The following is a 21,200-nucleotide window of genomic DNA, read 5'->3' on the forward strand; positions in this document are numbered from 1 at the left end:
AACTGCATGGAGACGTGTCATGAGATTCTTTTCCCGCCTCTTCGTTCGTCATAACGGCACGAACATCACGACCGCGCTGGAGCGTCAGCGGCTTGGACGCACGATGCCCGGCCAGTCCGGCGCCATCGCCGCCGCCCGCTACGGCTTTGTGGTCCGCTAAGACAGCGAAACCGCAAAAACCTCCTACCCCCAAGGCCGCCCGGATCCCCTCCGTCGCGGCCTTTCTCTTTTGCGCTCGGCGTGGCGGCTGGGAACCGATGTATTCGCCTCCCCGTTCATCCGCAAAAGGAGACGAATGATGGCCAAGGTGGTCTATCGGGTTGTCGAGCACAACGGCGGGTGGGCCTATAAGGTGGGCGATGTCTATTCCGAGACCTTCGGCAGCCATGCGGAGGCTCTCGCAGCCGCGGATGCAGCCGCTTCCGAGCAGGAAGTTGCGGGGAGTACGGAGGACATCGAATATCAGGACGCCAAGGGCGAATGGCATGAGGAGGTCGCCTCCGGCGACGATCGGCCCGATGCCGAGGTGGAGGATGAGGGGAAGCAGTGAGGTTCGCTCAATCCGTACGTCTGCGGGTCGACGGCGGTGTGGCGGATGTAGCCGACCTCATCCAGGCGCGTGAGATCCTGACAGAATCCTGGCCCGCGGAACGTGGCCCTCGTCACCGCGACGCTCTCGAGACAGTGCTCAAGGTCATCGACGGCCATCGCTCGACGCAGGACGCGGAGACAGCGTTGCGCGATGCAGCCAGCGAGGCGGGCATCCTAGCAAACTGAAGGACGTGGAGCCGAGAGGCTCGGACCGCATAGAAGCGGTCCTAAAACCTCACCGCACCTGATCCAGCAGTCGCTTGCACTCCAGGAGATCGAACAGCGCCTCCTGCAGCAGCGCGCGGTTGTCGCGCGACAGCTTGCCCGAATCCGACTGGACCGGCCCCTCCTCGTCGGCCTTGCCGAGCCCGAAGAAGCGTCGGCTGGGCTTGGCTTTCGCCTCGCCCACCAGCACCTCGTCGTCGCTGCGAGGCTGTGCGGCCGGGGTGAGCGGGATCTGCGCGGCCTGCTTGCGCTGGGCGATCGCCTCGATCGCGCTCCTGTCGCCATTGCCCACGGCGATCAGGAAATGATTGCCGTTCTCGCGCAAGAGCTTCTGCACGCCCTTGATCGTGTAGCCCTGATCGTAGAGCATGTGCCGGATGCCCTTGATGAGCTCGACATCCTGAGGCCGGTAATAGCGCCGCCCGCCGCCACGCTTCAGCGGCTTGATCTGATTGAAGCGGGTTTCCCAGAAACGCAGCACGTGCTGCGGCAAATCAAGATCTTCCGCCACCTCCGAGATGGTGCGAAATGCGTCGGGACTCTTGTCCATGGCTCTCCCACCGCGCGCCAACAATATCGCGCACCCTCATGGCCCGCGACCTCTCCGATTCGACGTCTATTCCAGACCTTTGGCGGGCTGTTTTCAAGCCCGCGAAATCATCAAAGCGCGGCCAATCAGGTTGCAGGTTCGCGCGCGCTGGCCGGCGCCTTGGATTTCGATTTCTGCTGATGTGAGCGAAGGATGCGGTTCTTGAGGACGTTCGATGCCTTGAAGGTCATCACGCGCCGGGGCAAAATCGGCACCTCTTCGCCAGTCTTCGGGTTGCGGCCGATGCGCTCGTTCTTGTCGCGCACCTGGAAGGTCGCGAATGACGAAAGCTTCACCACCTCGCCGCGGACGATCGCCTCGCAGATCTCGTCCAGGACCGACTCGACCAGTTGGGCCGATTCTGTGCGCGAAAGCCCTACCTTGCGATAGACGGCCTCGGCGAGATCGGCGCGCGTCAGTGTCTTTCCCGCCATGGCTTTCCAGCCCTCCTCCGTCGCGCCAATAAGGGTCCGAATACGTTAGGAAATCGGGTCCCGCAGGTCAAGAACCGAACCGGGCACCCAGCCGGAAGTGACCGGCTCATTTCTTGCGCCTCATCGGCCCCATGGAAAACAGCTACCAGCGGATGAGAACCGCGCCCCAGGTGAAGCCGCCGCCCATAGCCTCCAGCATGACCAAATCACCCTCGCGGATGCGTCCATCGCGCACAGCAACATCCAGTGCGAGCGGTACCGAGGCGGCCGATGTGTTGCCATGCAGGTCGACTGTGATCACCACCTTCTCGTCGGCTATGCCGAGCTTCTTGGCGGATGCGTCGATGATGCGCTTGTTCGCCTGGTGCGGCACGAACCAGGTCAGATCCTCGGCCGTGATGCCGGCGCGGTGGAAGGTGTCCTCGATGACGTCCGTTATCATGCCGGCCGCGTGCTTGAAGACTTCCCTGCCCTCCATGCGCAGATGGCCGACAGTGCCTGTGGTGGATGGACCGCCATCGACGTAAAGCTTGTCCTTGTGCGTGCCGTCCGAGCGCAGACTGGCCGCCAGCACGCCGCGGTCCGCGACGCTGCCCTCCCCTTCCTCAGCCTCCAGGACCAGCGCCCCCGCGCCGTCGCCGAACAGCACGCAGGTGGTTCGGTCGCTCCAGTCCAATATACGGGAGAAGGTCTCGGAGCCGATCACCAAGGCACGCTTGGCGAGACCGGCGCGGAGATGCGAATCGGCGGTCGCGACCGCGTAGACAAAGCCACTACACACCGCCTGCATGTCGAAGGCGAAGCCGTGCCGCATGCCCAGCCTATGCTGGATCTCGACCGCGGTGGCCGGAAAGGTGTTGTTCGGCGTCGAAGTGGCGAGCACGATGAGGTCGATGTCGGCCGGAGTGAGACCCGCATTCTCGAGTGCGGCGCGTGCTGCTGCCTCTCCGAGCGAAGCCGTCGTCTCGTCCTCGGAAGCGATGTGGCGCTGGCGAATCCCGGTGCGCTGCACGATCCAGTCGTCGGATGTGTCGAGCATGCCCTCGAATTCGGCATTCTTCATGATTCGGCGCGGGAGGGCGGAGCCGACTCCCCGCACGACAGATCTGATCATTCCAGTATTTCCTATTGGTCCGCCTGCTCGGAGGCTGCGGTTCTAGGTGCCGAACAGGGATGGCGCGCGTGAAACAGGTCGAGGTCCGCCTCGATGCGGTCGAGCAGGCGATTGCGAACCATGTCGTAGGCCAGTTCGATCGCGGCGGCGAAACCCTCGTCGTCGGTTCCGCCGTGGCTCTTGACCACGACGCCGTTCAGGCCGAGGAACACGCCTCCATTCGCCTTGCGGACGTCCATCTTCTCCCGCAGCCGGTCGAAGGCCCCCTTTGCGAATATATAGCCGATTTTGGCCATCAGCGTGCGGCTCATGGCGCTGCGCAGATAGCCCGAGATCTGCCGCGCTGTCCCTTCCGCCGTCTTGAGCGCAATGTTGCCGGCAAATCCCTCCGTCACCACCACGTCCACCGTGCCCTTGCCGATGTCGTCGCCTTCAACGAAGCCCTGATACTGCATCGAGGACAGGTTGGCGTCGCGCAGCAGACGGCCGGCGTCCTTGACCTCTTCCTGGCCCTTTATCTCCTCCACACCGACATTGAGCAGGCCGACCGTCGGCCGCTCCATGCCGAACACTGATCGGGCCATGGCGGCACCGAGAATGGAAAAGTCGACGAGCTGGTGCGAATCCGCGCCGATCGTTGCGCCTACGTCGAGGACGACGCTCTCGCCGCGCACCGTCGGCCAGATCGCCGCGATCGCCGGCCGCTCGATATTGGCCATGGTGCGCAGGCAGAACTTCGACATCGCCATCAGCGCACCGGTGTTGCCCGCGGACACACACGCTTCCGCCTCGCCGCTCTTCACCGCCTCGATGGCCTTCCACATGGAGGACTTCCAGCGTCCCTGGCGAAGCGCCTGGCTCGGCTTGTCGTCCATGCGCACGGAAACATCGCAGTGAACGAACTGCGAAATGGGCGCCAAAATCGGGAACTTGTCGAGTTCGGGCCGGACCGCGTCGGTGCGGCCGAAGATGAGGAAATTGACGTCAGGCCGCCGCTTGGCCACTTTCGCAAGCGCCGGGATGATCACCGATGGCCCGTGATCGCCGCCCATTGCATCGATGGATATCTTGATCACGCGCCGTCGTTCTCGCTCTCGTCTCGCAAATCGCGCCGGGACGGGCGCTGTGGGAAGATAGCGCTTTTATGCTGCCGCACAACGGGAGCGCAACAGGCGGCGTGCGAAATCAGGTCTTTGGAAAGAGCTGACGCAGCTTCCGCTGCAGTTCGTTTTCTTCCTCATCGCGCGCAGGCTCCTGCTTGTCAGGCACGGCAGCGCCAAGCTTGCGAGGATAGGGATCGATCCCCAGCGCGAAGAACTCCTCGGTCAGCGCTCCGACATCGATGCGGTCGCCGGAGAATGTCTCAGGGCTGTCGGGGCCTTCCGGATCGATCATGATCTCGCCGCCGACGCCGAATCCCTCCCGTCCAAGACGAGAATCCTCGGGCAGGAACACTGCCGATATTTCTTCGTCGACCCTGTTCGTGACCGGCTCGAGGGTGACAACGCAGACCTGCACGACATCGGCCTCGACACGCCCCTCGATCTTCACGCCGTTGCGCTTCCAGGGCGACACCGCGAGTTCGGCGTGAAGACGCTCAATCGCCTCCAGACCATGGACTGCAGCAAGCTCGGCCTTCTCGGCTTCGGACGCGTCGATCTTGACGGTGAGGCCGGTCTTGGGGAGCCGCGCGACATTGACCTCGTAGCTGATCGGGCTTCTCTCCGGGGCTTGTGCTCTCATGGCTGGGCCTCCGCCTCGCTCGGCACGCCTTGGGCGATCGGGGCCGGGAAGCTGACCTCGCCCATAAGGATCGCGTCGATCGACTGGGCCTTGAGCCCGGCATTCAGCTCCGCGACATAATCGGCCAAGGCACTGGCCTGGGGCCAATCCCGAACGTCCGGCCGCACGTTTCGGGCCAGCGCGGCGGCCAATTCGGGTCTATTCCCGGCGTCCAGCGCCGCCGCATAGGCCGCGGTGCGGCCATAGAACATGCGCGCGAGTTTCTTCATGCGCTTCGGCACGCCGACATCGCTCACCCCGAGCTCGCGAATCGAGTGGTCGACCTCCTTGAAGAACTCGTCGATCAGTTCCTGAGCGATCTCCGCGGCAATGCCAGTCTCCCCTTTGAGCCGGTGCTGGAGGAGAAACATGTGGAGCGACAGCATCTCGAAACGGCCGAGCGGGGTATCGGGCACTTCCCAGACCGAATAAAGGAACTCGCGCCTAGCCGCTGCCACGATTTGCTCATACAGCGCGTCAACGATCTGACGGTTGCGGTTCCGCTCGCGGCCGAACAGACGTTGAAACATGATCTTATACTCCCCAGCCCAGAGCAGCGGGCTGGTCTTATTGCATCGTCGACCGGGCTGGTTTACCGCATTTGCGGTGTTGCACAAGGCGCGGCCGGATCAGGGATACCAGGGAGTTGTCGTTGAGGGCGAGGGAATTCAAGGGGGCGATGATGACCCGGTCTATAGGAATCGCCGCAGCATTGGCAGGGGTGGCCGCGCTGTCGGCCTGCAATTCCTCGAAGGTCATGGGTGATCTCTCCCCCGGAGAGACGCTGACCCAAGGCTACGTAATCGATCAGCAGCAGATCGATCAGGTGCCGGTCGGATCAAGCCGTGAGCAGGTGATTCTCGCGCTCGGCAGCCCATCCACCACCGCGACCTTCGACAACGAAGTGTTCTACTACATTTCTCAGAAGCGCCACCGCCCGGTGGCCTTCGCCAATGCCAAGCTCGTCGACCAGCACGTGCTTGCGGTCTATTTCGGCGGCGACGGCCGCGTCACCCAGATCGCCAATTACGGCATGAAGGACGGGAAAGTCTTCGACTTCGTCTCCCGCACCACGCCGACGGCGGGCAAGGACCAGAACTTCATCGGCCAGATCCTCGCCGGCGCGACGGGCCGTCCGCTCAGCCTGCCCGGGCAGCAATAAGTCTGGCGTATCGATGGCATAAGCCGTGTACGCCTGTGACTGGATTCGTTTGATGTCTCGCCTGTTGGCAGCAGTGCTGACATTGGCAAGTGTCGTGTCTGCTGTCCTGACTTCAGTCGCCACGGCATCGAACATCGGATTCCTCCAGCCAACCGACGCATGGGGTTATCGCCCCGCAGGACACGTCGCGGTGATCGAAAATCACCGCATCAAGCAATGCGGCAAGGAGGCGAACGGGCAGGCGATCACCTGCCCGCAGAGCCTAGCTGTCCTCCCAGCCGTCGTTTCATGCTGGCCCGATAAGCCGGCCGAGGCCTGCGGATCAACCATCGATTCGCATTTCGAAAGCAGCCACGCCGACGTCCGACTCCGACCTCCCAAAGCCTGACCTTCGCGATTCGAAGCGCTGAGCGCCGCGCCATCGGCCGGCGTCCCAGCAGTCGCCAGCTCAATGGAAAGCGGTCGCACTGACCGCTGGAAGGTCTTCATGTCGTCAACCGCAATCACCCGCCGGCACTGTGTGCTGGGCGCGACAAGCCTTGCGGCGCTTGCCCTGGGCGGATGCGTCTCCACCCCCGTCCCGGTCCCTGCACCAAAACAGCCGGAGGAAGAAAAGGTCCGCCCCGAGCTTCTGGGCTATGGGCCGCTTCCTCACGAGCGCTTTCCAGTGCGCGCCGCGCGATTGGATCTCATCGATCCAAAATACTATCGCCAAATTGTCGAGGACCCGACCGGCGAACGCCCGGGCACGGTCGTGGTCGATACGCAAAGCCGCTTCCTGTACTGGGTCATGCCGGGCGGCAAGGCGATGCGCTACGGCGTCGGCATCGGACGCGACGGCTTCGCCTGGGGCGGTCGCGCCATCATCGCATACAAGCGCGAGTGGCCACGCTGGACCCCGCCGGCGGAAATGATCCAACGCCAGCCGGACCTGGAAAAGTATCGCTACGGCATGGAGCCTAGCCTGACCAATCCGCTCGGTGCGCGGGCACTCTATATCCACCAGGACGGCAGGGACACCCTCTATCGCCTGCACGGCACGATGGAGGAGCATACGATCGGAAAGGCCATCTCGAGCGGCTGCGTACGCCTGCTCTTCCACGATGTGATCGATCTCCACGACCGCGTACGAGACGGGTCACCGATCCACGTCATACACTGACGCTGAGCGCACCGGGTGGGCTTTGCAATATGGTATGCCCCTCACCCGGCCTTGGATCTGCGGCGGGGTGAGACGGCACATGCGATCTACCCGCCCAAAAGGGCGGGCCCCGATCAGCGAGCCAGCGGTTGCCGATCTCGGACACCGCGCGGCCGCCCGCCGCAACCGTTCAGGCGGTCGGCTGCTTGGTCGTCCTCAGATAGGGCAGGACCGTCTCGTAGGCGCCGAACCGCCGCGCCGCGTCCTCATTGGAGACTGCGGCCGTGATGATCACATCCTCGCCCTGCTTCCAATTGGCCGGGGTGGCGACCTGATGTTTGGCGGTCAGTTGGATGGAGTCGATCGTCCGCAGGATCTCGTCGAAGTTGCGGCCGGTCGTCATCGGATAGCTGAGGATCAGCTTGATCTTCTTGTCCGGGCCGATGACGAACACCGAGCGGACCGTGGCGTTGTCGGCCGGCGTGCGGCCCTCCGAGGTGTCGCCTGCCCCTGCCGGCAGCATACCGTACAGCTTCGCGACCTTCAGATCCCGGTCGCCGATGAGCGGATATTTCACGACATGGCCGGTCGCGACCTTGATGTCGTCCTGCCACTTCTGATGGCTCTCGACCGGATCGACCGAGATGCCGATGATCTTGACGTTGCGCTTGCGGAACTCGTCTTCCAAGCCGGCCATCGCGCCCAGTTCGGTCGTGCAGACCGGCGTGAAATTCTTGGGATGGCTGAACAGGACCGCCCAGCCGTCACCGATCCAGTCGTGGAAATTGATGGTGCCCTGGGTCGTCTCTGCAGTGAAATCGGGCGCCGTGTCGTTGATGCGAAGGCTCATGGCAAATCTCCCTTGTTGGGGTCAAATCCTCTTGCGCGGCCGCGCTGAATAGATCGCCAGGATGGAGCCTCTGGACATCAGGTTCAAGCAGGCGAACCACACGCGCGCAGCTACTTCGCGCAAAATACAACGTGTTCAGAGCGTTGTCGGCAGAAAAAAAGACCCGAGGGATCGCTCCCTCGGGTCCGGTATTCGCGCTGTACTTTGCTCAGTGGTGCGCGAGCACGGCGAGCAGAAGCAGAGCGACGATGTTGGTGATCTTGATGGCCGGGTTGACGGCTGGTCCGGCGGTGTCCTTGTAGGGATCGCCTACGGTGTCGCCGGTGACCGAAGCCTTGTGCGCCTCGGAGCCCTTCACGTGCTTGACGCCGCCCTTGTCGACGAAGCCGTCTTCAAAACTCTTCTTCGCATTGTCCCATGCGCCTCCGCCGGAGGTCATGGAGATCGCGACGAACAGCCCGTTGACGATCACACCGAGGAGCGAGGCGCCGAGTGCGGCAAAGGCCGAAGCCTTGGATCCGGAGATCAGCAGCACGCCGAAATAGACGACCAGCGGCGCCAGGACCGGCAGGAGCGACGGAACGATCATCTCCTTGATTGCCGCCTTGGTGAGCAGGTCGACCGCGCGGGCATAGTTCGGCTTGGCCGTGCCCTGCATGATGCCGGGGTTCTCGCGGAACTGCTTGCGCACTTCCTCGACGATCGAACCGGCGGCACGGCCTACCGCCGTCATCGCGATGCCGCCGAACAGGTAGGGGATCAGTCCGCCGAAGAGCAGCCCGGCCACGACGTAGGGGTTGGACAGGTCGAAGGAGACCGTTCCGACATCCGAGAAGTAGGGGAACTGCGTCGGGTTCTGCGCGAAGTACTGCAGGTCGTAGCTGTAGGCGGCGAAGAGCACCAGCGCGCCGAGACCGGCGGAGCCGATTGCGTAGCCCTTGGTGACGGCCTTGGTGGTGTTGCCGACCGCGTCGAGCGCGTCGGTGGATTGCCGGACCTCCTTGGGCAGGCCGGACATTTCGGCAATGCCGCCGGCATTGTCGGTGACCGGACCGAAGGCGTCGAGCGCCACGATCATGCCGGCGAGGCCGAGCATGGTGGTGACGGCGATCGCCGTGCCGAACAAGCCGGCCAACTGGTAGGTGGCGATGATGCCGCCGACGATGACGATCGCGGGCAGCGCCGTCGCTTCCAGCGAGACGGCGAGGCCCTGGATGACGTTGGTGCCGTGGCCGGTCACCGAGGCCTGGGCGATCGAGTTCACTGGCCGCTTGTTGGTGCCAGTGTAGTACTCGGTGATTACGACGATCAAACCGGTCACCAGTAGGCCGACGAGGCCGCAGATGAACAGGTTTGTGCCGGTGACGGCGATGCCGCCCGCCGTGCCGATCTCGCCCCACCCTATGGTGAGCGAGGTGGCGGCGCCGAGGCCGATGATCGACAGCAGGCCGGTGACGATCAGGCCCTTGTAGAGGGCGCCCATGATCGAGCCGTTGGCGCCGAGCTTCACGAAGAAGGTGCCGACGATGGAGGTGATGATGCAAGCACCGCAGATCGCCAGCGGATAGAGCATCGCGCTGCCGAGCACGGCGGTACCGCCGAAGAAGATCGCGGCAAGCACCATGGTCGCGACCACTGTGACCGCATAGGTCTCGAACAGGTCGGCTGCCATGCCGGCGCAGTCGCCGACATTGTCGCCGACATTGTCGGCAATCGTCGCTGGATTGCGCGGATCGTCCTCGGGGATGCCGGCTTCGACCTTGCCGACGAGGTCACCGCCGACGTCCGCACCCTTGGTGAAGATGCCGCCGCCGAGACGCGCGAAGATGGAGATCAGCGAAGCGCCGAAGCCCAGCGCCACGAGGGCGTCGATGACCTGACGGTCAGCCGGCGCATAGCCCAGCGGGCCGGTGAGGATCCAGTAGTAGACCGAGACGCCGAGCAGAGCGAGGCCGGCAACCAGCAGCCCGGTGATCGCGCCGGACTTGAAGGCAATGTCGAGACCAGCCGCCAAGCTGTTGGAGGCGGCCTGGGCGGTGCGGACGTTGGCGCGCACCGAAACATGCATGCCGATGAAGCCGGCCGCACCTGAAAGCACGGCACCGATCAGGAAGCCGATCGCGGCGGTGCCGGAAAGCAGCCACCATGCAAGCAGAAAGACGACCACGCCGACGATGGCGATGGTGGTGTATTGGCGGGCCAGATAAGCCTGCGCACCCTCCCGGATGGCGCCGGCGATTTCCTGCATGCGTGCATTTCCCTGGTCGGAGGCAAGCACCGACTGAGTCGCCCAGACCGCGTAGGCAACGGAAAGCAGACCGCAGGCTATGACGACGTAAAGCATTGTCATTGCCGATTCCCTGATGATTGCCCGGAAAGCTCCTCCCCCCGGGCTTCGAGGCGGGGCCGATTCCCGGGCAGGGTGCCGGCCAATCGCACCGCAAAATGCGAAAGTCAGCCGCTATCGTCAAGGTTTCGTTTAGGTTTTGCCCAAGTCTTGCCCAAATCGGTTTAGGTTTTACTTGGCCATGAGTTGGCTCAGAGGATCATGCCACCACCGCTTTGCGCCGCGTCAGCGCGAGCAGGCCCAGCGCACCGAGGCATAGAAGCACCACCGGGAAGATGATCCAGTTCAGCATCTCCCAGCCCCAGGCGTTGTAGACCGCGCCTGACATCAGCGAACCGAAAGCGACAGAACCGAACAGGATGAGATCATGCAGGCCCTGCACCTTGCCCTTCTCGGACGGCGTGTAGGTCTCGGCCACCATTGCCGTGGCGCCGATGAAACCGAAGTTCCAGCCGAGCCCCAGCAGGATCAGCGACGCCCAGAACTGCCAGAGCGCAATCCCGGACAGCGCGACAATGCCGCATCCGACCAGCAGGACGAGCCCGAGGGCGACGATGCGCTCCACACCGAAACGCTGGATCAGTGCGCCGGTGATGAAGCTCGGGCCGAACATCGCCATCACATGCCAGGAGATGCCGAGCGTCGCCTCGTCCGGCGAGAAGCCGCAGCCCACCATGGCGAGCGGCGCGCCCGTCATGACGAAGCTCATCAGCGCGTACGACCCGACGCCGCACAGGAGACCAACCATGAAACGGGGCTGACGAACGATCTCGGAAAGGGGCCGAGCCGGCGTGTCTGCCTCGGCACCATGGGAATGGCGGCTGTCGCGCACTCTCAAGAAGGACAGGATGATCGCGCCGACGATTGCAATTCCGATAAGCGCGGCAAAGGAGCCGGCGAACATTACCGGCGCCAGGAGTTCGCGCGTGAAGATGACGATCTGCGGACCGATGATTGCGGTGACGAGTCCGCCGGCCAGCACGAAGGAGATCGCCTTCGGCTTGAACTGCGGCGGCGCATTGTCAGCCGCGGCGAAGCGGAACTGCTGCACGAATGCGCCGCCGACGCCGATGACGAGAAGGCCGATGGCGAAAAGCCAAAAGCCGCCCTGAAACAGCGCAAAGGTCGCCGTCGCTCCGCCAAGCCCGGTAATGAGCGTGCCGAGTTGAAAGCCGTTCTTCTGACCGACCGCCTTGATCAGCGCCGCCGCCGGAAGCGCGCCCAGTGCCACGCCGAGATTGAAGCCGGTGACCGGCGCGGTGGCGAGCGACTTGTCGGGACCGAGGAGATAATGCCCGGCGAGCGCGCCGATCGAGATGGCGATCGGCCCGGCCGAGCCGAGGATCGCCTGCGCGGACGCGAGGATGAGCGCCGTCCGCCTCGCTTCCCTCTCTGCACTCATCAGGCCGGCTTTCCGCGTCCCTCGTTGCGCAGCCGGCGGGCGATGCGGTCGAGAACCGCATTCACCAGCTTGGGCTCCTCATCTTCGTAGAAGGCTTTTGCGATATCGACATATTCCGACACGATCACCGCAACGGGAACGTCGGCCCGCTCCAACAACTCGTAGGCGCCAGCGCGCAGAATGGCGCGCAGCGTGGAGTCCAGTCGGGAGAGCGGCCAGTCCTCGGTGAGCGCCTGGCGGATCACCGGGTCGATCGTCTTCTGATTCTCGACGACGCCGGACAGGATAGCGCGGAACCATTGCGCATCCGCCTCCCGGTACGTCGCCCCGTCGACTTCCTTGCCGAGCCGGAAGGCCTCGTATTCGGCGGCGATCTCCAGCAGGCCGACGCCCGCCACATCCATCTGGTACAGCGCCTGAACGGCGGCCAGGCGGGCGACGCCGCGCTTATTGGCCTGACGTACAGGCTGCTCGACACGACCTGCAGGTTTGGACACGATCAGCGCGCTCCGAGCCGGTCGCGAATGGCGATCATGGTCAAGGCAGCGCGAGCCGCGAAACCGCCCTTGTCGCCTTCCGTGCGGCGGGCACGCGCCCAGGCCTGCTCCTCGTTCTCGGTGGTCAGGATGCCATTGCCTATCGCCAGCGATTCGTCGACCGCAAGATCCATCAGGGCGCGCGAGGATTCGTTGGCGACGATGTCGAAGTGATAGGTATCGCCACGGATCACCACGCCGAGCCCGACGAAGCCGTCATAGACGGTGCCTCCCTCCTCCTCGCCATCGAGAGCGAACGAGATCACAGCGGGAATCTCCAACGCGCCAGGCACCGTCACCACGTCATACGTGGCGCCTGCCTCGTCCAGCGCGGCCTTGGCGCCCTCCAGCAGGGCGTCCGCGAGCGCGTCGTGGAAGCGCGCCTCGATGATAAGCAGGTGGGCGGACTCCTTCGGTCGAAGGAACCCCTTGCCCTGGTCAGAAATGCCAGCCATGTCGGTCTCCGGGTCGCCGGTCATCTAGGCCGAACCGCCCCCCACGGCAAGCGCTTCGTGGTTGAAGAATGTTCAAGCCTTCGAGCGCCCTTCGAGACTCACAACCCCTCCCGCGCCGCCTCCGCCAGCCGGGCCGCATAGCGGGCCATGGTATCGATTTCCAGATTGACGCGGTCGCCGACCTGCCGCTCGCCCCAGGTCGTCACCGCGAGCGAGTGCTGGATAAGAAGCACGTCGAAACGCGTTCCCTCCACCTTGTTGACCGTCAGGGACGTGCCGTCGAGCGCCACCGAACCCTTCGGCGCAATGAACTTCGCCAGAGCTGCGGGAGCCTCCAGAGTGAAACGGACCGCCTCACCCTCTTCCTCGCGCGCCACGATCTCCGCCGTCCCGTCGACATGGCCGGAGACGATGTGCCCGCCGAGTTCGTCGCCGATCTTCAGGGCGCGCTCGAGATTGACATGAGTGCCGGACTTCCAGTCCGACGCGGTCGTGAGCCGTAGCGCCTCTTCCCAGGCCTCCACCTCGAACCAGCGCTCGTTTGAGCCTTCGGCCGGCAGGGCTACGACAGTGAGGCACACGCCGCCGGTGGCGATCGAAGCTCCCATCGCGATCGTGCGCGGATCGTAGGTTGTGCGCACCCGCAGGCGCACGCCCTTCGGCAGCGGACGAACATCCTCGATGGCGCCAATGTCGGTGACAATGCCCGTGAACATCAGGAGGTCCTTTCGTATTCGATCAGCCGGTCCTTGCCATAGCTGGCGGTGCGCACAGCTTCGAAGCCGGGCGGAATCGAGTTCTCGTTGATCGGGGAGGCAATGCCGTCGGTACCAACCTGCGCGTCCCCCGTGAACAGTGCGATCCGGTCCACCAGCCCTGCATCCAGGAAACGGCGTGCGGTTTCGGCCCCGCCCTCCAGCAGGACGCTCTTCAGCCCGATGACGCCTAGGACGCGAAGAATCTCGACCGGATCGAACCGCCCCTTGTAATCCGACCCGATGGTTCGAATGTCGGCGCCGCGTTCCTTGAGTGCATCGAGGCGACGCCGATCGGCCTTCGCACTCGCCAGCATCAGGACACGGGGCGGCGCCGCGTCGTCGAAGAGCCTCGAGGCTGGTGGCGTTCGCAAGAAGGGATCGATGATAACCCGCGTCGGAGAGCGCGTCTCAAGCCCAGGCAGGCGCACATTGAGCAGGGGATCGTCGGCGACCGCCGTGCCGACCCCGACCATAATTGCCTCGTGCTCGACGCGCATCATCTGCACGGCTCGGCGAGCGGTTTCGCCGGTGATCGGCACCTGCCCGGCGCCGCTGCGCCCGATCATGCCGTCCGCCGAGACGGCCATCTTGAGCGTCAGCCAGGGCCGCCCCCTGCCCTTCAGCGACAGGAACCCCGCCATCGCATGGCGCGCCTCGTCTTCGAGGCAGCCGCTCGCCACTTCGATGCCCGCCTGCCGCAAGATGGAGACCCCTCGCCCCGCGACACGCTTGTCGGGGTCGAGCGCGGCGATCACCACGCGAGAGACCCCGCATGAGACAAGCGCATCGGCGCAAGGGGGCGCCTTGCCGATGTGCGAACAGGGCTCCAGCGTCACATAGGCGGTCGCGCCGCGCGCTGCCTCGCCTGCCTCACGGAGTGCGACCAGTTCCGCATGGGGGCGGCCGCCGAACGCGGTGACGCCGCGCCCCACGATCACCGGATCGCCCGCGCCCTGGCGCACGATCAGCGCGCCGACGGACGGGTTCTCTCCCGTGAGGCCGCGATTCCAGAGGGACAGGCGGATCGCCGCCGCCATGAAGCGCCGGTCCGTCTCCGTCCATTCAGCCGATTGCCCGCCCGACATGGCTCAGTCGGCGTCCTCTTCCGCTTTCAGTTCGCCAAGCAGTTCGTGGAAATCCTTGGCCTCGCGGAAATTGCGGTAGACGGAAGCGAAGCGTACATAGGCGACGTCGTCGAGCAACTTCAGCGCCTCCATGACCAGTTGCCCAATGTCGTCGGAGGGGATCTCCGTCTCGCCGCTGCTTTCGAGCTGGCGCACGATCCCGGAGACGGCACGGTCCACCCGGTCGGGATCGACATTCCGCTTGCGCAGGGCAATCTCGATCGATCGCGCCAGCTTGTCGCGGCTGAACGGGACTCTGCGACCCGACTTCTTGATCACCGTGAGTTCGCGCAACTGCACTCGCTCGAAGGTGGTGAAGCGGCCGCCACAGTCCGGACAAACGCGCCGGCGGCGGATCGCCGCGCCGTCCTCGGCGGGACGTGAGTCCTTCACCTGAGTTTCCTGGGACTGGCAATAAGGGCAGCGCATCCGCGTCTCTCAATTCCGGCCAGTGCAAGAAGCTGACGCCCCTCGAGTCGCTGGCCTCGGCAGCTACTTAGGCGCGGCCGTCAGAAATCTCAAACGCCCGCCCGAAACGACAAAGGCGGGATAACTCCCGCCTTCGATCCGATTTGCACGCCTACTGCGTGCCCGGCCCAGCCGAGTAGCGTTGGCTTTACTCCGCCTCGGCTTCCTTGGCGGCCGCCTTCTTCTTGGCCGGCGCCTTCTTCTTGGGCTCGTCGCCCGCGGCACCCTCTTCCGCCGGGGCCGACTTCTTCGCAGCCTTCGCCTTTGCAGCCGGCTTGTCGGAGCCTTCGGCTTCCTCGTCTTCCGCCATCAGCTCTTCCTTGCTGACCTTCTTGTCAGTCACGGAGATCTCGCCGAGCAAATGGTCGACCACCTTCTCCTCAAAGATCGGCGCGCGAAGCGTGGTCAGCGCGGAGGGATTGTTGCGATAGTAGTCGAAGACGCCCTGCTGCTGGTCGCCGGGGAAGCGCCGGACGAAGTCGAAGAGCGCCCGCTGCATTTCCTCGTCGGAGACCTGGACGCCGGCCTTCTCGCCGATTTCCGCCAGAACCAGCCCAAGCCGCACACGGCGCTCGGCGAGCTTCTGGTAATCGGCGCGAGCGGCTTCCTCAGTCGTGTCCTCGTCGGCGAAGGTACGGCCGGCCGCCTCGAGGTCACGGTTGACCTGGGCCCAGATGTTTTCGAACTCGGCCTCGACCAGCTTGGACGGAGCCTCGAACGAATAGGCCGAATCGAGTTGGTCCAGCAGCTGGCGCTTGACCTTCTGTCGGGTCATCGAACCATACTGGCTCTCGATCTGGCCCTTGACGATCTCGCGCAGGCGCTCGAGCGACTCCAGGCCAAGGTTCTTCGCCATCTCGTCATTGATTTCCAACTCGCCCGGGGCGGCGACTTCCTTCACGGTGACGTCGAAGGTGGCTTCCTTGCCGGCGAGATGCGGCGCCGTGTAGTCCTCGGGGAAGGTCACGGTGATGGCCTTCTCGTCGCCCGCCTTGGTGCCGACGAGTTGATCCTCGAAGCCGGGGATGAACTGCTTGGAACCCAGCACCAGCGGCTGATCGGTACCGGCACCGCCAGCAAATGCCTCGCCGTCGATCCTGCCGACATAGTCGATCGTGACGCGGTCGCCCTCGGCGGCAGCACCGTCCTTCGGCGAATAGCTGCGCGAGGATTCGGCGACACGCTTGACCTGCTCGTCGATCTCCTCCTCCGGCACGTCATAGACCGGGCGGGTGACGGAGATGGTCGAAACGTCCTTGATCTCGATCGGCGGAATGACCTCGTAGGCCAACTTGAACTCGAAGTCGGCGCCGCCGGAGAGGATCTTCTCGGCTTCCTTTTCGTCCTCGGTCATGGTGACCTCGGGCTGCATGGCAGCCTTCTCGCCGCGCTCGGCGACGATGCTGCGCGGCGAATCCGAGAGAATCTCGTTCACCACCTCGGCCATGAAGGACTTGCCGTAGACCTTGCGCAGGTGCTGGATCGGCACCTTGCCGGGGCGGAAACCGTTGATGCGGACCTTGCCGCGCGCATTCTCCAGGCGCGCCATCAGCTTCGATTCCAGGTCCCCGGCGGGCACCTTGACGGTGATCTCGCGCTTCAGGCCGGAATTCAGAGTCTCGGTAACCTGCATCGTCAAACCTTTGTCATCTCGAACGGGCAGCGACCTGTTCCTGTCGCCTCCCTGAAAACCTCTATGCCGGGGCGGCACTCTGTCGCGAAGGAGAAACCTAGCCCCTGCTTCGTTCCGAATTCAGGGAGAGATGTTCTCACTGCGCTCCAGGACTGCTCGGTAAGCCTTTGTTTTTCCTACTTGGCACCGCGCTTGCCCAAAGCGGACAGTCACATCCCGTCAATTTGTGACGCCTTTTGTCACAGCAAGGGCGCTTTTTCAAGCGCTGCCGAACGACGCATCCTTGCTTGATTTCTGGTGCGGATGAAGGGACTCGAACCCCCACGCCTTGCGGCACCGGAACCTAAATCCGGCGCGTCTACCAGTTCCGCCACATCCGCACTTTTTCGGCATTCCCATGAAGGCGAGCCGGTGTCAACGTCGGTTGCCCCGCAACGTCTCCAAACAGCACCGGCGCCAACTAGTAAAGCGGCTCCTGGTACAGTTGCATGTCACCGTCCATCAGCGCCTTGATCTGAGGGGTTCCGTCGGAGCCGACCGCCACGACGACCGCGAAGTTGCGGACGTTCATGTCGCGCTCGATCGCCCTGCCCTCGCCTTCGAGCAGATAGAAGCGCTCGAGACCGTACTCGACACGGATCGCGGTATCGCCTTCCAGGCTTTGCCCATCATAGGCGCGGCCCAAAATGTCGACTTCCTCCGGCGCGAGCGCACCGGATGGTGGGGCGTCCAGATTGGCGGCTGCAGGCTGCCAGAAGCCGTCGGCTCCCTTGCGCAAACGCACATAGACCATATGCCCCTTCGTGGACTTGGCCTGCGGAGGCTCGACCAGCAGACTGGTTGGGATTCGGGAGATGTCGTAGCCCAGCCGCACATAGTCGCCGCGCAGGAGATCGCGCGGATCAACCGGGGCGACCTTCAGGATGACCTCGCGGCCGTCCCGCAGGACCGCCGCCCTCGCCATGACGATCCAGGAGAGAAACCCAATCTGGACGAGTGCCACGGCGATCGCGGCAATCAGCAGGCCATTGCTTCTGCGCATCAGGCCGCCCTCAGGTTCATGCGCCGCTCTACCCGGATAATGAGGAGGGCGATCAGGGCAAGCACCACGCCCGATGCCAGGAAAAGGCCGGCGGTTCCGAGCATAGTGCCCAGCGTCGTCACATAGAGAAAGCACAGCTCGAAGGTGAAGCCGAGATAGGCGATCCAGCGCAGTCCGCGGCTCTCGCGACCGGCCAGCAGCAGCGCCGCGATGATGGCCGCGAAGACGATCACTGCGGCGAGGACGAGAGTGGCCGTCTCCTCCATGTGGTCGAACTGCAGCATGGCCGCCCCCGTCAGGAAGCCGATCAAGGCGTGCATGTCCAACCGGCCGTCCAATCGCACGATCTGCTCCGTCCGTTTCGGATCCAGGACAGCAACTGCAAAAAGCAGCGCCGACACTCCGGCCAACACAAGCGAGACCGCCGTGACGTCGTAGTGGAAGGCTAGCACCACGGCATAGAGCACCAGCGACAGGGCAACGAGATGTCTTGCATAGGAACTGCCGGTCCACAGCGAGACCGCCCACACCAGAGCGGCCACAATCGGATAGGCCCGCGACAGGTCGCCACCGCTCCACAAGTCGAAGCCTTTCGCAACCATCCAAAAGACGGCGATGCCGCCTGCGCCAATGGTCAGCGGGCCGGAGCGGAGCACCGCCGCCGCCAGCAGGGTTCCGCCGAACCAGGTGAGCAGCGCTGCCTCCTCGTCGCCCGACAGATGATACATCTGCCCGATCAGCGCGATGGCACCGCCGAAAGTGGCGGCCGCGATCAGCCAGGCGCCTTCCGCCAGCGCGTCATGGCCGCGCAGCTTGAGCAAGGCCCCGCCGACATAACCGACGAAGATCAAACAGAAGAGCAGGACAACCCGGGTGAGGCGCGGGATCGCTTCCCAGTTCGATGCGACCACCAGCAGAACCGCCGCACCGAGCAGCAGTGCCGCCATCATCATCAGAACGAAGCCAAACGAAAGCGAGCGCCGGTCCTGGGAGACGGCGTCGGCCAGCAGCGCGTCTGCCGTCGAACGGTCGACAAGCCCGCGTGTAACCCACCGATCCAAGTCCTGTTTCAGTCTCTTCGTGTATGCCGCCATCGCGCCTTGCCTTGCCCTCCGCGACATTAGGTCAAAACCCTAACTTCTTGACATCAGGCGACTTCCCCGAACTGCAGCATACGGGCCACAGGCTTTCAGGAATCGTTAATGTTGCATTGCACCATTTGCATTGCTGCTATGCGGCATCAGCCCTTTCAGATCACGGCGAACGCACATAGATACCGCCTCGACAACGAATTGAGAAACACCCGGGGCTGACAATGAACCTGATCCGAAACTACCGCAACTGGCGCCGCTATCGCGAGACCGTCTCCGAGCTGAGCCGCCTCTCCAACCGCGAGCTTTCCGATCTGGGCATCACCCGCGCCGACATCCGTTCGGTCGCCAGGAAGGCTATCTAAGGGCTTCGGTCGGGACCGACCTCCTCCCCGGTCCCGCCGGATCAGGCCAGTTTTCTCCTCCTCCCGAAAACTGGCCGCTCCTAACGGCACCCGCCGGATCTCCTCCCCCGGCGGGTGCTGTTTCCGAAATGGAACTTCTGTGAAGTCCCGAAGTTTGAAGGCGCAGAAGCAAACCTCGGAAGCGGCTGACATCCGGACGTTTTGACGCATTGGTCAGCCGGTTCGAATATGTTGAAAGGCGCCTCGCACGCCACCATATGCGAGCAGAACATCGCTGCACCCCTCCTCCTCCCAGGTGCAGCGACTACGGGCAGTATCACCTCCTCCCGATACTGCCCGGCCAAAGCGACACCCGCCGGATCTCCTCCCCCGGCGGGTGTTGTACATTGAGGCCCCCTTTTCCGCACGGTTGTGTGTCTGGCGCATGGCGCCAAGCGGCCCTATGTCTGCGCGCGTTCACCGCGAAGACGTGGAGCCTCAAGATGATCACGCGCGAGCTAGGCCAAACCGGCATTTCCATTGCCCCCCTTGTGCTGGGCGGCAATGTTTTCGGGTGGACGGCCGACAAGGACACATCCTTCAAACTGCTGGATCGCTTCGTCGAGGCTGGCCTGAACGCGATCGACACCGCCGATGCCTATTCGCGCTGGGTGCCCGGCCACTCGGGCGGCGAATCGGAGAGCATCATCGGCGAGTGGCTGAAGTCGCGCGGCAATCGGGAGAAGGTAGTCGTGATCACAAAGGTCGGCTCGGATATGGGTCAGGGGAAGAAGGACCTGTCCGCGAAGTGGATCTTCGAAGCGGTGGAAGCGTCGCTCCGCCGGCTGCAGACCGACCACATCGACGTTTATCTCTCGCATTGGCACGACCCGGATACGCCATATGCGGAGACGCTCGGCGCCTATGACAAGCTTCTGAAGGCGGGCAAGGTGCGGGCGATCGGCGCGTCGAATCTCGACGCGGCCCAGCTTCGCGAGTCGCTAGAGGTCGCCCGCAAGGAGGGACTGCCCCGGTACGAGATCCTCCAGCCCGAATACAATCTCTACGACCGCAGCAGCTACGACGGGCCGCTGCGAGACCTCTGCATCGCCGAAGGGTTGGGCGTCATCACCTATTACAGCCTCGCGAGCGGCTTCTTGACCGGAAAGTACCGCAGCGAAGCCGATCTCGGCAAAAGCCCCCGCGGCCAAGGCGTCGCCGGCTATCTCGATTCGCGCGGCTTCGCGATTCTCCACGCGCTCGACGCGGTCGCGCTCAAGCATAGTAGCAAGCCGGCGGAGGTGGCGCTTGCCTGGGTCATTGCACAGGAAGGCGTGACCGCTCCGATCGCCAGCGCCACCTCGCTCGGGCAGATGGAAAGCCTGATCAACGCGGTCAGCCTGAAGCTCGATGCTGAAGATATTGCCATGCTCGACAAGGCGAGCGCACCCTCTTCATAGGCTTCCAAATCAGCGTTCGCCCCACACGCCGCGGGTGCGCCAACGCGTCAGTGGCATGATGTCCGGCGCGCCTCCAGCGGGCTCGAACCAACTGTCCACCACCCATTTCTCGCCGGTCCTGTCGGCAACGACGGCAGTGAAGTGCGGGTAGCGGCCGTCCGCGAAGAAACCGCGGGACGTTTTGCGCTCGACCGTGTGATGCTTGAGCAGACCGCGCGTCTCGAGCAGTTTGAGCAGGCTGGTGGTGTTGGTCGATTCGTCGACACAATCCATCTGACCGCGTTCATGGCTGCCGCCGAGATCGCCCTTGGGTCGGTCCTTCACCCCAATCGCCCGGGTCGCCTTGCGCTCATAATACTGCACGGCCCTGGAAATGGCGCGGCGCTCAGCCTTGGCCGAAGAGGCTCCGATGCGCATGATCGCTGCGATGCTTTTCAGGTCCGCCGAGCCGAATTCAAGCCGCGTCTTGAAGGTGCACGAGAATCCGTGACACACGGTCAGCGCCACCGCGTGACTCACGCTGACGGCTAGCGCCGACAACGCGACCAAGCCCGCGATGGAAAGCATTCTGCCCCTCGCCATGGCTCTCATGATGGTCGTGGCCGGCTCCGGTTGCAAGCCGCGCAGGGAGGGCGTTGCGTTCCATGGAAGC

General features: G+C 64.0%; 27 protein-coding genes and 1 tRNA gene. 8 read left to right on the forward strand and 20 right to left on the reverse strand.

What is annotated here, in order from left to right:
- Positions 1 to 19: 19 nt before the first annotated feature.
- From HUI96_RS13380 to HUI96_RS13390, 3 genes are all read left to right on the forward strand, one after another.
- Complete coding sequence (locus HUI96_RS13380; RefSeq protein ID WP_188255153.1) at positions 20 to 160, forward strand: hypothetical protein; 141 nt, start codon at positions 20 to 22, stop codon at positions 158 to 160.
- 138 nt (positions 161 to 298) lie between these two features.
- The gene (locus tag HUI96_RS13385; RefSeq protein ID WP_188255239.1) at positions 299 to 550 is read left to right on the forward strand and encodes a DUF2188 domain-containing protein; all 252 of its coding nucleotides are present in this window, start codon (positions 299 to 301) and stop codon (positions 548 to 550) included.
- On the forward strand, positions 547 to 777 hold the full coding sequence (locus tag HUI96_RS13390) for a DUF982 domain-containing protein (protein WP_188255154.1): 231 nt from the start codon (positions 547 to 549) through the stop codon (positions 775 to 777). The genes HUI96_RS13385 and HUI96_RS13390 overlap by 4 nt, the downstream gene beginning before the upstream one ends.
- Before the next feature lie 49 nt (positions 778 to 826).
- On the opposite strand, the gene HUI96_RS13395 is transcribed toward HUI96_RS13390, so the two are convergent.
- The 7 genes from HUI96_RS13395 to HUI96_RS13425 form a co-directional block, all read right to left on the reverse strand.
- Complete coding sequence (locus tag HUI96_RS13395; protein WP_188255155.1) at positions 827 to 1,366, reverse strand: MerR family transcriptional regulator; 540 nt, start codon at positions 1,364 to 1,366, stop codon at positions 827 to 829.
- Positions 1,367 to 1,491: 125 nt separating this feature from the next.
- Positions 1,492 to 1,839, reverse strand: coding sequence for an integration host factor subunit alpha (locus HUI96_RS13400; protein WP_188255156.1), 348 nt, complete (start codon positions 1,837 to 1,839; stop codon positions 1,492 to 1,494).
- Positions 1,840 to 1,981: 142 nt separating this feature from the next.
- Entirely contained in the window at positions 1,982 to 2,953 is a 972-nt protein-coding gene (locus tag HUI96_RS13405) for a beta-ketoacyl-ACP synthase III (RefSeq protein WP_188255157.1), read from the reverse strand.
- Positions 2,954 to 2,964: 11 nt separating this feature from the next.
- On the reverse strand, positions 2,965 to 4,029 hold the full coding sequence (gene plsX / locus HUI96_RS13410) for a phosphate acyltransferase PlsX (protein WP_188255158.1): 1,065 nt from the start codon (positions 4,027 to 4,029) through the stop codon (positions 2,965 to 2,967).
- 109 nt (positions 4,030 to 4,138) lie between these two features.
- A complete protein-coding gene (locus HUI96_RS13415) occupies positions 4,139 to 4,696 on the reverse strand; it encodes a YceD family protein (RefSeq protein ID WP_188255159.1) in 558 nt (185 codons plus the stop codon).
- Positions 4,693 to 5,265, reverse strand: a complete 573-nt coding sequence (locus HUI96_RS13420; protein ID WP_188255160.1) for a ubiquinol-cytochrome C chaperone family protein — start codon at positions 5,263 to 5,265, stop codon at positions 4,693 to 4,695. Before HUI96_RS13420 ends, HUI96_RS13415 begins: the two co-directional genes overlap by 4 nt.
- A 37-nt stretch (positions 5,266 to 5,302) precedes the next feature.
- Positions 5,303 to 5,494, reverse strand: a complete 192-nt coding sequence (locus tag HUI96_RS13425) for a hypothetical protein (RefSeq protein ID WP_188255248.1) — start codon at positions 5,492 to 5,494, stop codon at positions 5,303 to 5,305.
- Between HUI96_RS13425 and HUI96_RS13430 the strand changes: the two genes are divergently transcribed.
- The 3 genes from HUI96_RS13430 (at position 5,415) to HUI96_RS13440 (ending at position 7,059) form a co-directional block, all read left to right on the forward strand.
- On the forward strand, positions 5,415 to 5,897 hold the full coding sequence (locus tag HUI96_RS13430; protein ID WP_188255240.1) for an outer membrane protein assembly factor BamE: 483 nt from the start codon (positions 5,415 to 5,417) through the stop codon (positions 5,895 to 5,897). The genes HUI96_RS13425 and HUI96_RS13430 overlap by 80 nt on opposite strands.
- A 52-nt stretch (positions 5,898 to 5,949) precedes the next feature.
- Positions 5,950 to 6,285: a hypothetical protein gene (locus tag HUI96_RS13435; RefSeq protein ID WP_188255161.1), complete on the forward strand. Its 336-nt coding sequence runs from the start codon at positions 5,950 to 5,952 to the stop codon at positions 6,283 to 6,285.
- 99 nt (positions 6,286 to 6,384) lie between these two features.
- Entirely contained in the window at positions 6,385 to 7,059 is a 675-nt protein-coding gene (locus tag HUI96_RS13440) for a L,D-transpeptidase (RefSeq protein ID WP_188255162.1), read from the forward strand.
- 169 nt (positions 7,060 to 7,228) lie between these two features.
- On the opposite strand, the gene HUI96_RS13445 is transcribed toward HUI96_RS13440, so the two are convergent.
- The 12 genes from HUI96_RS13445 to HUI96_RS13500 form a co-directional block, all read right to left on the reverse strand.
- Positions 7,229 to 7,888, reverse strand: a complete 660-nt coding sequence (locus HUI96_RS13445) for a peroxiredoxin (RefSeq protein ID WP_188255163.1) — start codon at positions 7,886 to 7,888, stop codon at positions 7,229 to 7,231.
- A gap of 208 nt (positions 7,889 to 8,096) precedes the next feature.
- Positions 8,097 to 10,238 (reverse strand): sodium-translocating pyrophosphatase, encoded by a 2,142-nt coding sequence (locus HUI96_RS13450; protein ID WP_188255164.1) that lies wholly within the window; start codon positions 10,236 to 10,238, stop codon positions 8,097 to 8,099.
- 196 nt (positions 10,239 to 10,434) lie between these two features.
- Entirely contained in the window at positions 10,435 to 11,637 is a 1,203-nt protein-coding gene (locus HUI96_RS13455; RefSeq protein WP_188255165.1) for an MFS transporter, read from the reverse strand.
- Positions 11,637 to 12,134: a transcription antitermination factor NusB gene (gene nusB / locus HUI96_RS13460; RefSeq protein WP_188255166.1), complete on the reverse strand. Its 498-nt coding sequence runs from the start codon at positions 12,132 to 12,134 to the stop codon at positions 11,637 to 11,639. Before nusB ends, HUI96_RS13455 begins: the two co-directional genes overlap by 1 nt.
- Positions 12,135 to 12,136: 2 nt before the next feature.
- Positions 12,137 to 12,628, reverse strand: a complete 492-nt coding sequence (gene ribH, locus HUI96_RS13465; protein ID WP_188255167.1) for a 6,7-dimethyl-8-ribityllumazine synthase — start codon at positions 12,626 to 12,628, stop codon at positions 12,137 to 12,139.
- 98 nt (positions 12,629 to 12,726) lie between these two features.
- Positions 12,727 to 13,344, reverse strand: a complete 618-nt coding sequence (locus tag HUI96_RS13470; protein ID WP_188255168.1) for a riboflavin synthase — start codon at positions 13,342 to 13,344, stop codon at positions 12,727 to 12,729.
- Positions 13,344 to 14,471: a bifunctional diaminohydroxyphosphoribosylaminopyrimidine deaminase/5-amino-6-(5-phosphoribosylamino)uracil reductase RibD gene (ribD, locus tag HUI96_RS13475; RefSeq protein WP_188255169.1), complete on the reverse strand. Its 1,128-nt coding sequence runs from the start codon at positions 14,469 to 14,471 to the stop codon at positions 13,344 to 13,346. The genes HUI96_RS13470 and ribD overlap by 1 nt, the downstream gene beginning before the upstream one ends.
- 3 nt (positions 14,472 to 14,474) lie before the next feature.
- A complete protein-coding gene (gene nrdR / locus HUI96_RS13480; RefSeq protein WP_188255170.1) occupies positions 14,475 to 14,939 on the reverse strand; it encodes a transcriptional regulator NrdR in 465 nt (154 codons plus the stop codon).
- A 187-nt stretch (positions 14,940 to 15,126) separates the two neighbouring features.
- On the reverse strand, positions 15,127 to 16,611 hold the full coding sequence (tig, locus tag HUI96_RS13485; RefSeq protein WP_188255171.1) for a trigger factor: 1,485 nt from the start codon (positions 16,609 to 16,611) through the stop codon (positions 15,127 to 15,129).
- Between the two features lie 295 nt (positions 16,612 to 16,906).
- A tRNA-Leu gene (locus HUI96_RS13490) sits at positions 16,907 to 16,991 on the reverse strand.
- Positions 16,992 to 17,071: 80 nt separating this feature from the next.
- Positions 17,072 to 17,653: a GDYXXLXY domain-containing protein gene (locus tag HUI96_RS13495; RefSeq protein WP_188255172.1), complete on the reverse strand. Its 582-nt coding sequence runs from the start codon at positions 17,651 to 17,653 to the stop codon at positions 17,072 to 17,074.
- On the reverse strand, positions 17,653 to 18,747 hold the full coding sequence (locus HUI96_RS13500) for a DUF2157 domain-containing protein (protein WP_188255173.1): 1,095 nt from the start codon (positions 18,745 to 18,747) through the stop codon (positions 17,653 to 17,655). The genes HUI96_RS13495 and HUI96_RS13500 overlap by 1 nt, the downstream gene beginning before the upstream one ends.
- A gap of 221 nt (positions 18,748 to 18,968) precedes the next feature.
- On the opposite strand from HUI96_RS13500, the gene HUI96_RS13505 reads away from it, so the two are divergent.
- Both HUI96_RS13505 and HUI96_RS13510 read left to right on the forward strand, forming a co-directional pair.
- A complete protein-coding gene (locus HUI96_RS13505; RefSeq protein ID WP_188255174.1) occupies positions 18,969 to 19,109 on the forward strand; it encodes a DUF1127 domain-containing protein in 141 nt (46 codons plus the stop codon).
- A gap of 482 nt (positions 19,110 to 19,591) precedes the next feature.
- Positions 19,592 to 20,548, forward strand: coding sequence for an aldo/keto reductase (locus HUI96_RS13510; RefSeq protein WP_188255175.1), 957 nt, complete (start codon positions 19,592 to 19,594; stop codon positions 20,546 to 20,548).
- 9 nt (positions 20,549 to 20,557) lie between these two features.
- Here the strand turns inward: HUI96_RS13510 and HUI96_RS13515 are convergent, their stop codons facing one another.
- The gene (locus HUI96_RS13515; RefSeq protein WP_188255176.1) at positions 20,558 to 21,115 is read right to left on the reverse strand and encodes a hypothetical protein; all 558 of its coding nucleotides are present in this window, start codon (positions 21,113 to 21,115) and stop codon (positions 20,558 to 20,560) included.
- Positions 21,116 to 21,200 lie beyond the last annotated feature (85 nt).

The organism is Pseudaminobacter soli (ex Zhang et al. 2022), assembly GCF_014595955.1.
Lineage (GTDB): Bacteria > Pseudomonadota > Alphaproteobacteria > Rhizobiales > Rhizobiaceae > Kumtagia > Kumtagia pseudosoli.

What these genes read in the sequence shown, in the direction of transcription:
- HUI96_RS13395 (WP_188255155.1), bottom strand. Translation starts at nt 1,366, where the DNA reads ATGGACAAGAGTCCCGACGCATTTCGCACCATCTCGGAGGTGGCGGAA.
- HUI96_RS13455 (WP_188255165.1), bottom strand. Translation starts at nt 11,637, where the DNA reads ATGAGTGCAGAGAGGGAAGCGAGGCGGACGGCGCTCATCCTCGCGTCC.
- HUI96_RS13425 (WP_188255248.1), bottom strand. Translation starts at nt 5,494, where the DNA reads ATGACCTTCGAGGAATTGCAGGCCGACAGCGCGGCCACCCCTGCCAAT.
- HUI96_RS13385 (WP_188255239.1), top strand. Translation starts at nt 299, where the DNA reads ATGGCCAAGGTGGTCTATCGGGTTGTCGAGCACAACGGCGGGTGGGCC.
- ribH (WP_188255167.1), bottom strand. Translation starts at nt 12,628, where the DNA reads ATGGCTGGCATTTCTGACCAGGGCAAGGGGTTCCTTCGACCGAAGGAG.
- tig (WP_188255171.1), bottom strand. Translation starts at nt 16,611, where the DNA reads ATGCAGGTTACCGAGACTCTGAATTCCGGCCTGAAGCGCGAGATCACC.
- HUI96_RS13470 (WP_188255168.1), bottom strand. Translation starts at nt 13,344, where the DNA reads ATGTTCACGGGCATTGTCACCGACATTGGCGCCATCGAGGATGTTCGT.
- HUI96_RS13440 (WP_188255162.1), top strand. Translation starts at nt 6,385, where the DNA reads ATGTCGTCAACCGCAATCACCCGCCGGCACTGTGTGCTGGGCGCGACA.
- HUI96_RS13400 (WP_188255156.1), bottom strand. Translation starts at nt 1,839, where the DNA reads ATGGCGGGAAAGACACTGACGCGCGCCGATCTCGCCGAGGCCGTCTAT.
- HUI96_RS13380 (WP_188255153.1), top strand. Translation starts at nt 20, where the DNA reads ATGAGATTCTTTTCCCGCCTCTTCGTTCGTCATAACGGCACGAACATC.
- HUI96_RS13450 (WP_188255164.1), bottom strand. Translation starts at nt 10,238, where the DNA reads ATGACAATGCTTTACGTCGTCATAGCCTGCGGTCTGCTTTCCGTTGCC.
- HUI96_RS13500 (WP_188255173.1), bottom strand. Translation starts at nt 18,747, where the DNA reads ATGGCGGCATACACGAAGAGACTGAAACAGGACTTGGATCGGTGGGTT.
- ribD (WP_188255169.1), bottom strand. Translation starts at nt 14,471, where the DNA reads ATGTCGGGCGGGCAATCGGCTGAATGGACGGAGACGGACCGGCGCTTC.
- HUI96_RS13515 (WP_188255176.1), bottom strand. Translation starts at nt 21,115, where the DNA reads ATGCTTTCCATCGCGGGCTTGGTCGCGTTGTCGGCGCTAGCCGTCAGC.
- HUI96_RS13435 (WP_188255161.1), top strand. Translation starts at nt 5,950, where the DNA reads ATGTCTCGCCTGTTGGCAGCAGTGCTGACATTGGCAAGTGTCGTGTCT.
- HUI96_RS13420 (WP_188255160.1), bottom strand. Translation starts at nt 5,265, where the DNA reads ATGTTTCAACGTCTGTTCGGCCGCGAGCGGAACCGCAACCGTCAGATC.
- HUI96_RS13495 (WP_188255172.1), bottom strand. Translation starts at nt 17,653, where the DNA reads ATGCGCAGAAGCAATGGCCTGCTGATTGCCGCGATCGCCGTGGCACTC.
- HUI96_RS13510 (WP_188255175.1), top strand. Translation starts at nt 19,592, where the DNA reads ATGATCACGCGCGAGCTAGGCCAAACCGGCATTTCCATTGCCCCCCTT.
- nrdR (WP_188255170.1), bottom strand. Translation starts at nt 14,939, where the DNA reads ATGCGCTGCCCTTATTGCCAGTCCCAGGAAACTCAGGTGAAGGACTCA.
- HUI96_RS13415 (WP_188255159.1), bottom strand. Translation starts at nt 4,696, where the DNA reads ATGAGAGCACAAGCCCCGGAGAGAAGCCCGATCAGCTACGAGGTCAAT.
- HUI96_RS13505 (WP_188255174.1), top strand. Translation starts at nt 18,969, where the DNA reads ATGAACCTGATCCGAAACTACCGCAACTGGCGCCGCTATCGCGAGACC.
- HUI96_RS13405 (WP_188255157.1), bottom strand. Translation starts at nt 2,953, where the DNA reads ATGATCAGATCTGTCGTGCGGGGAGTCGGCTCCGCCCTCCCGCGCCGA.
- HUI96_RS13445 (WP_188255163.1), bottom strand. Translation starts at nt 7,888, where the DNA reads ATGAGCCTTCGCATCAACGACACGGCGCCCGATTTCACTGCAGAGACG.
- HUI96_RS13430 (WP_188255240.1), top strand. Translation starts at nt 5,415, where the DNA reads ATGATGACCCGGTCTATAGGAATCGCCGCAGCATTGGCAGGGGTGGCC.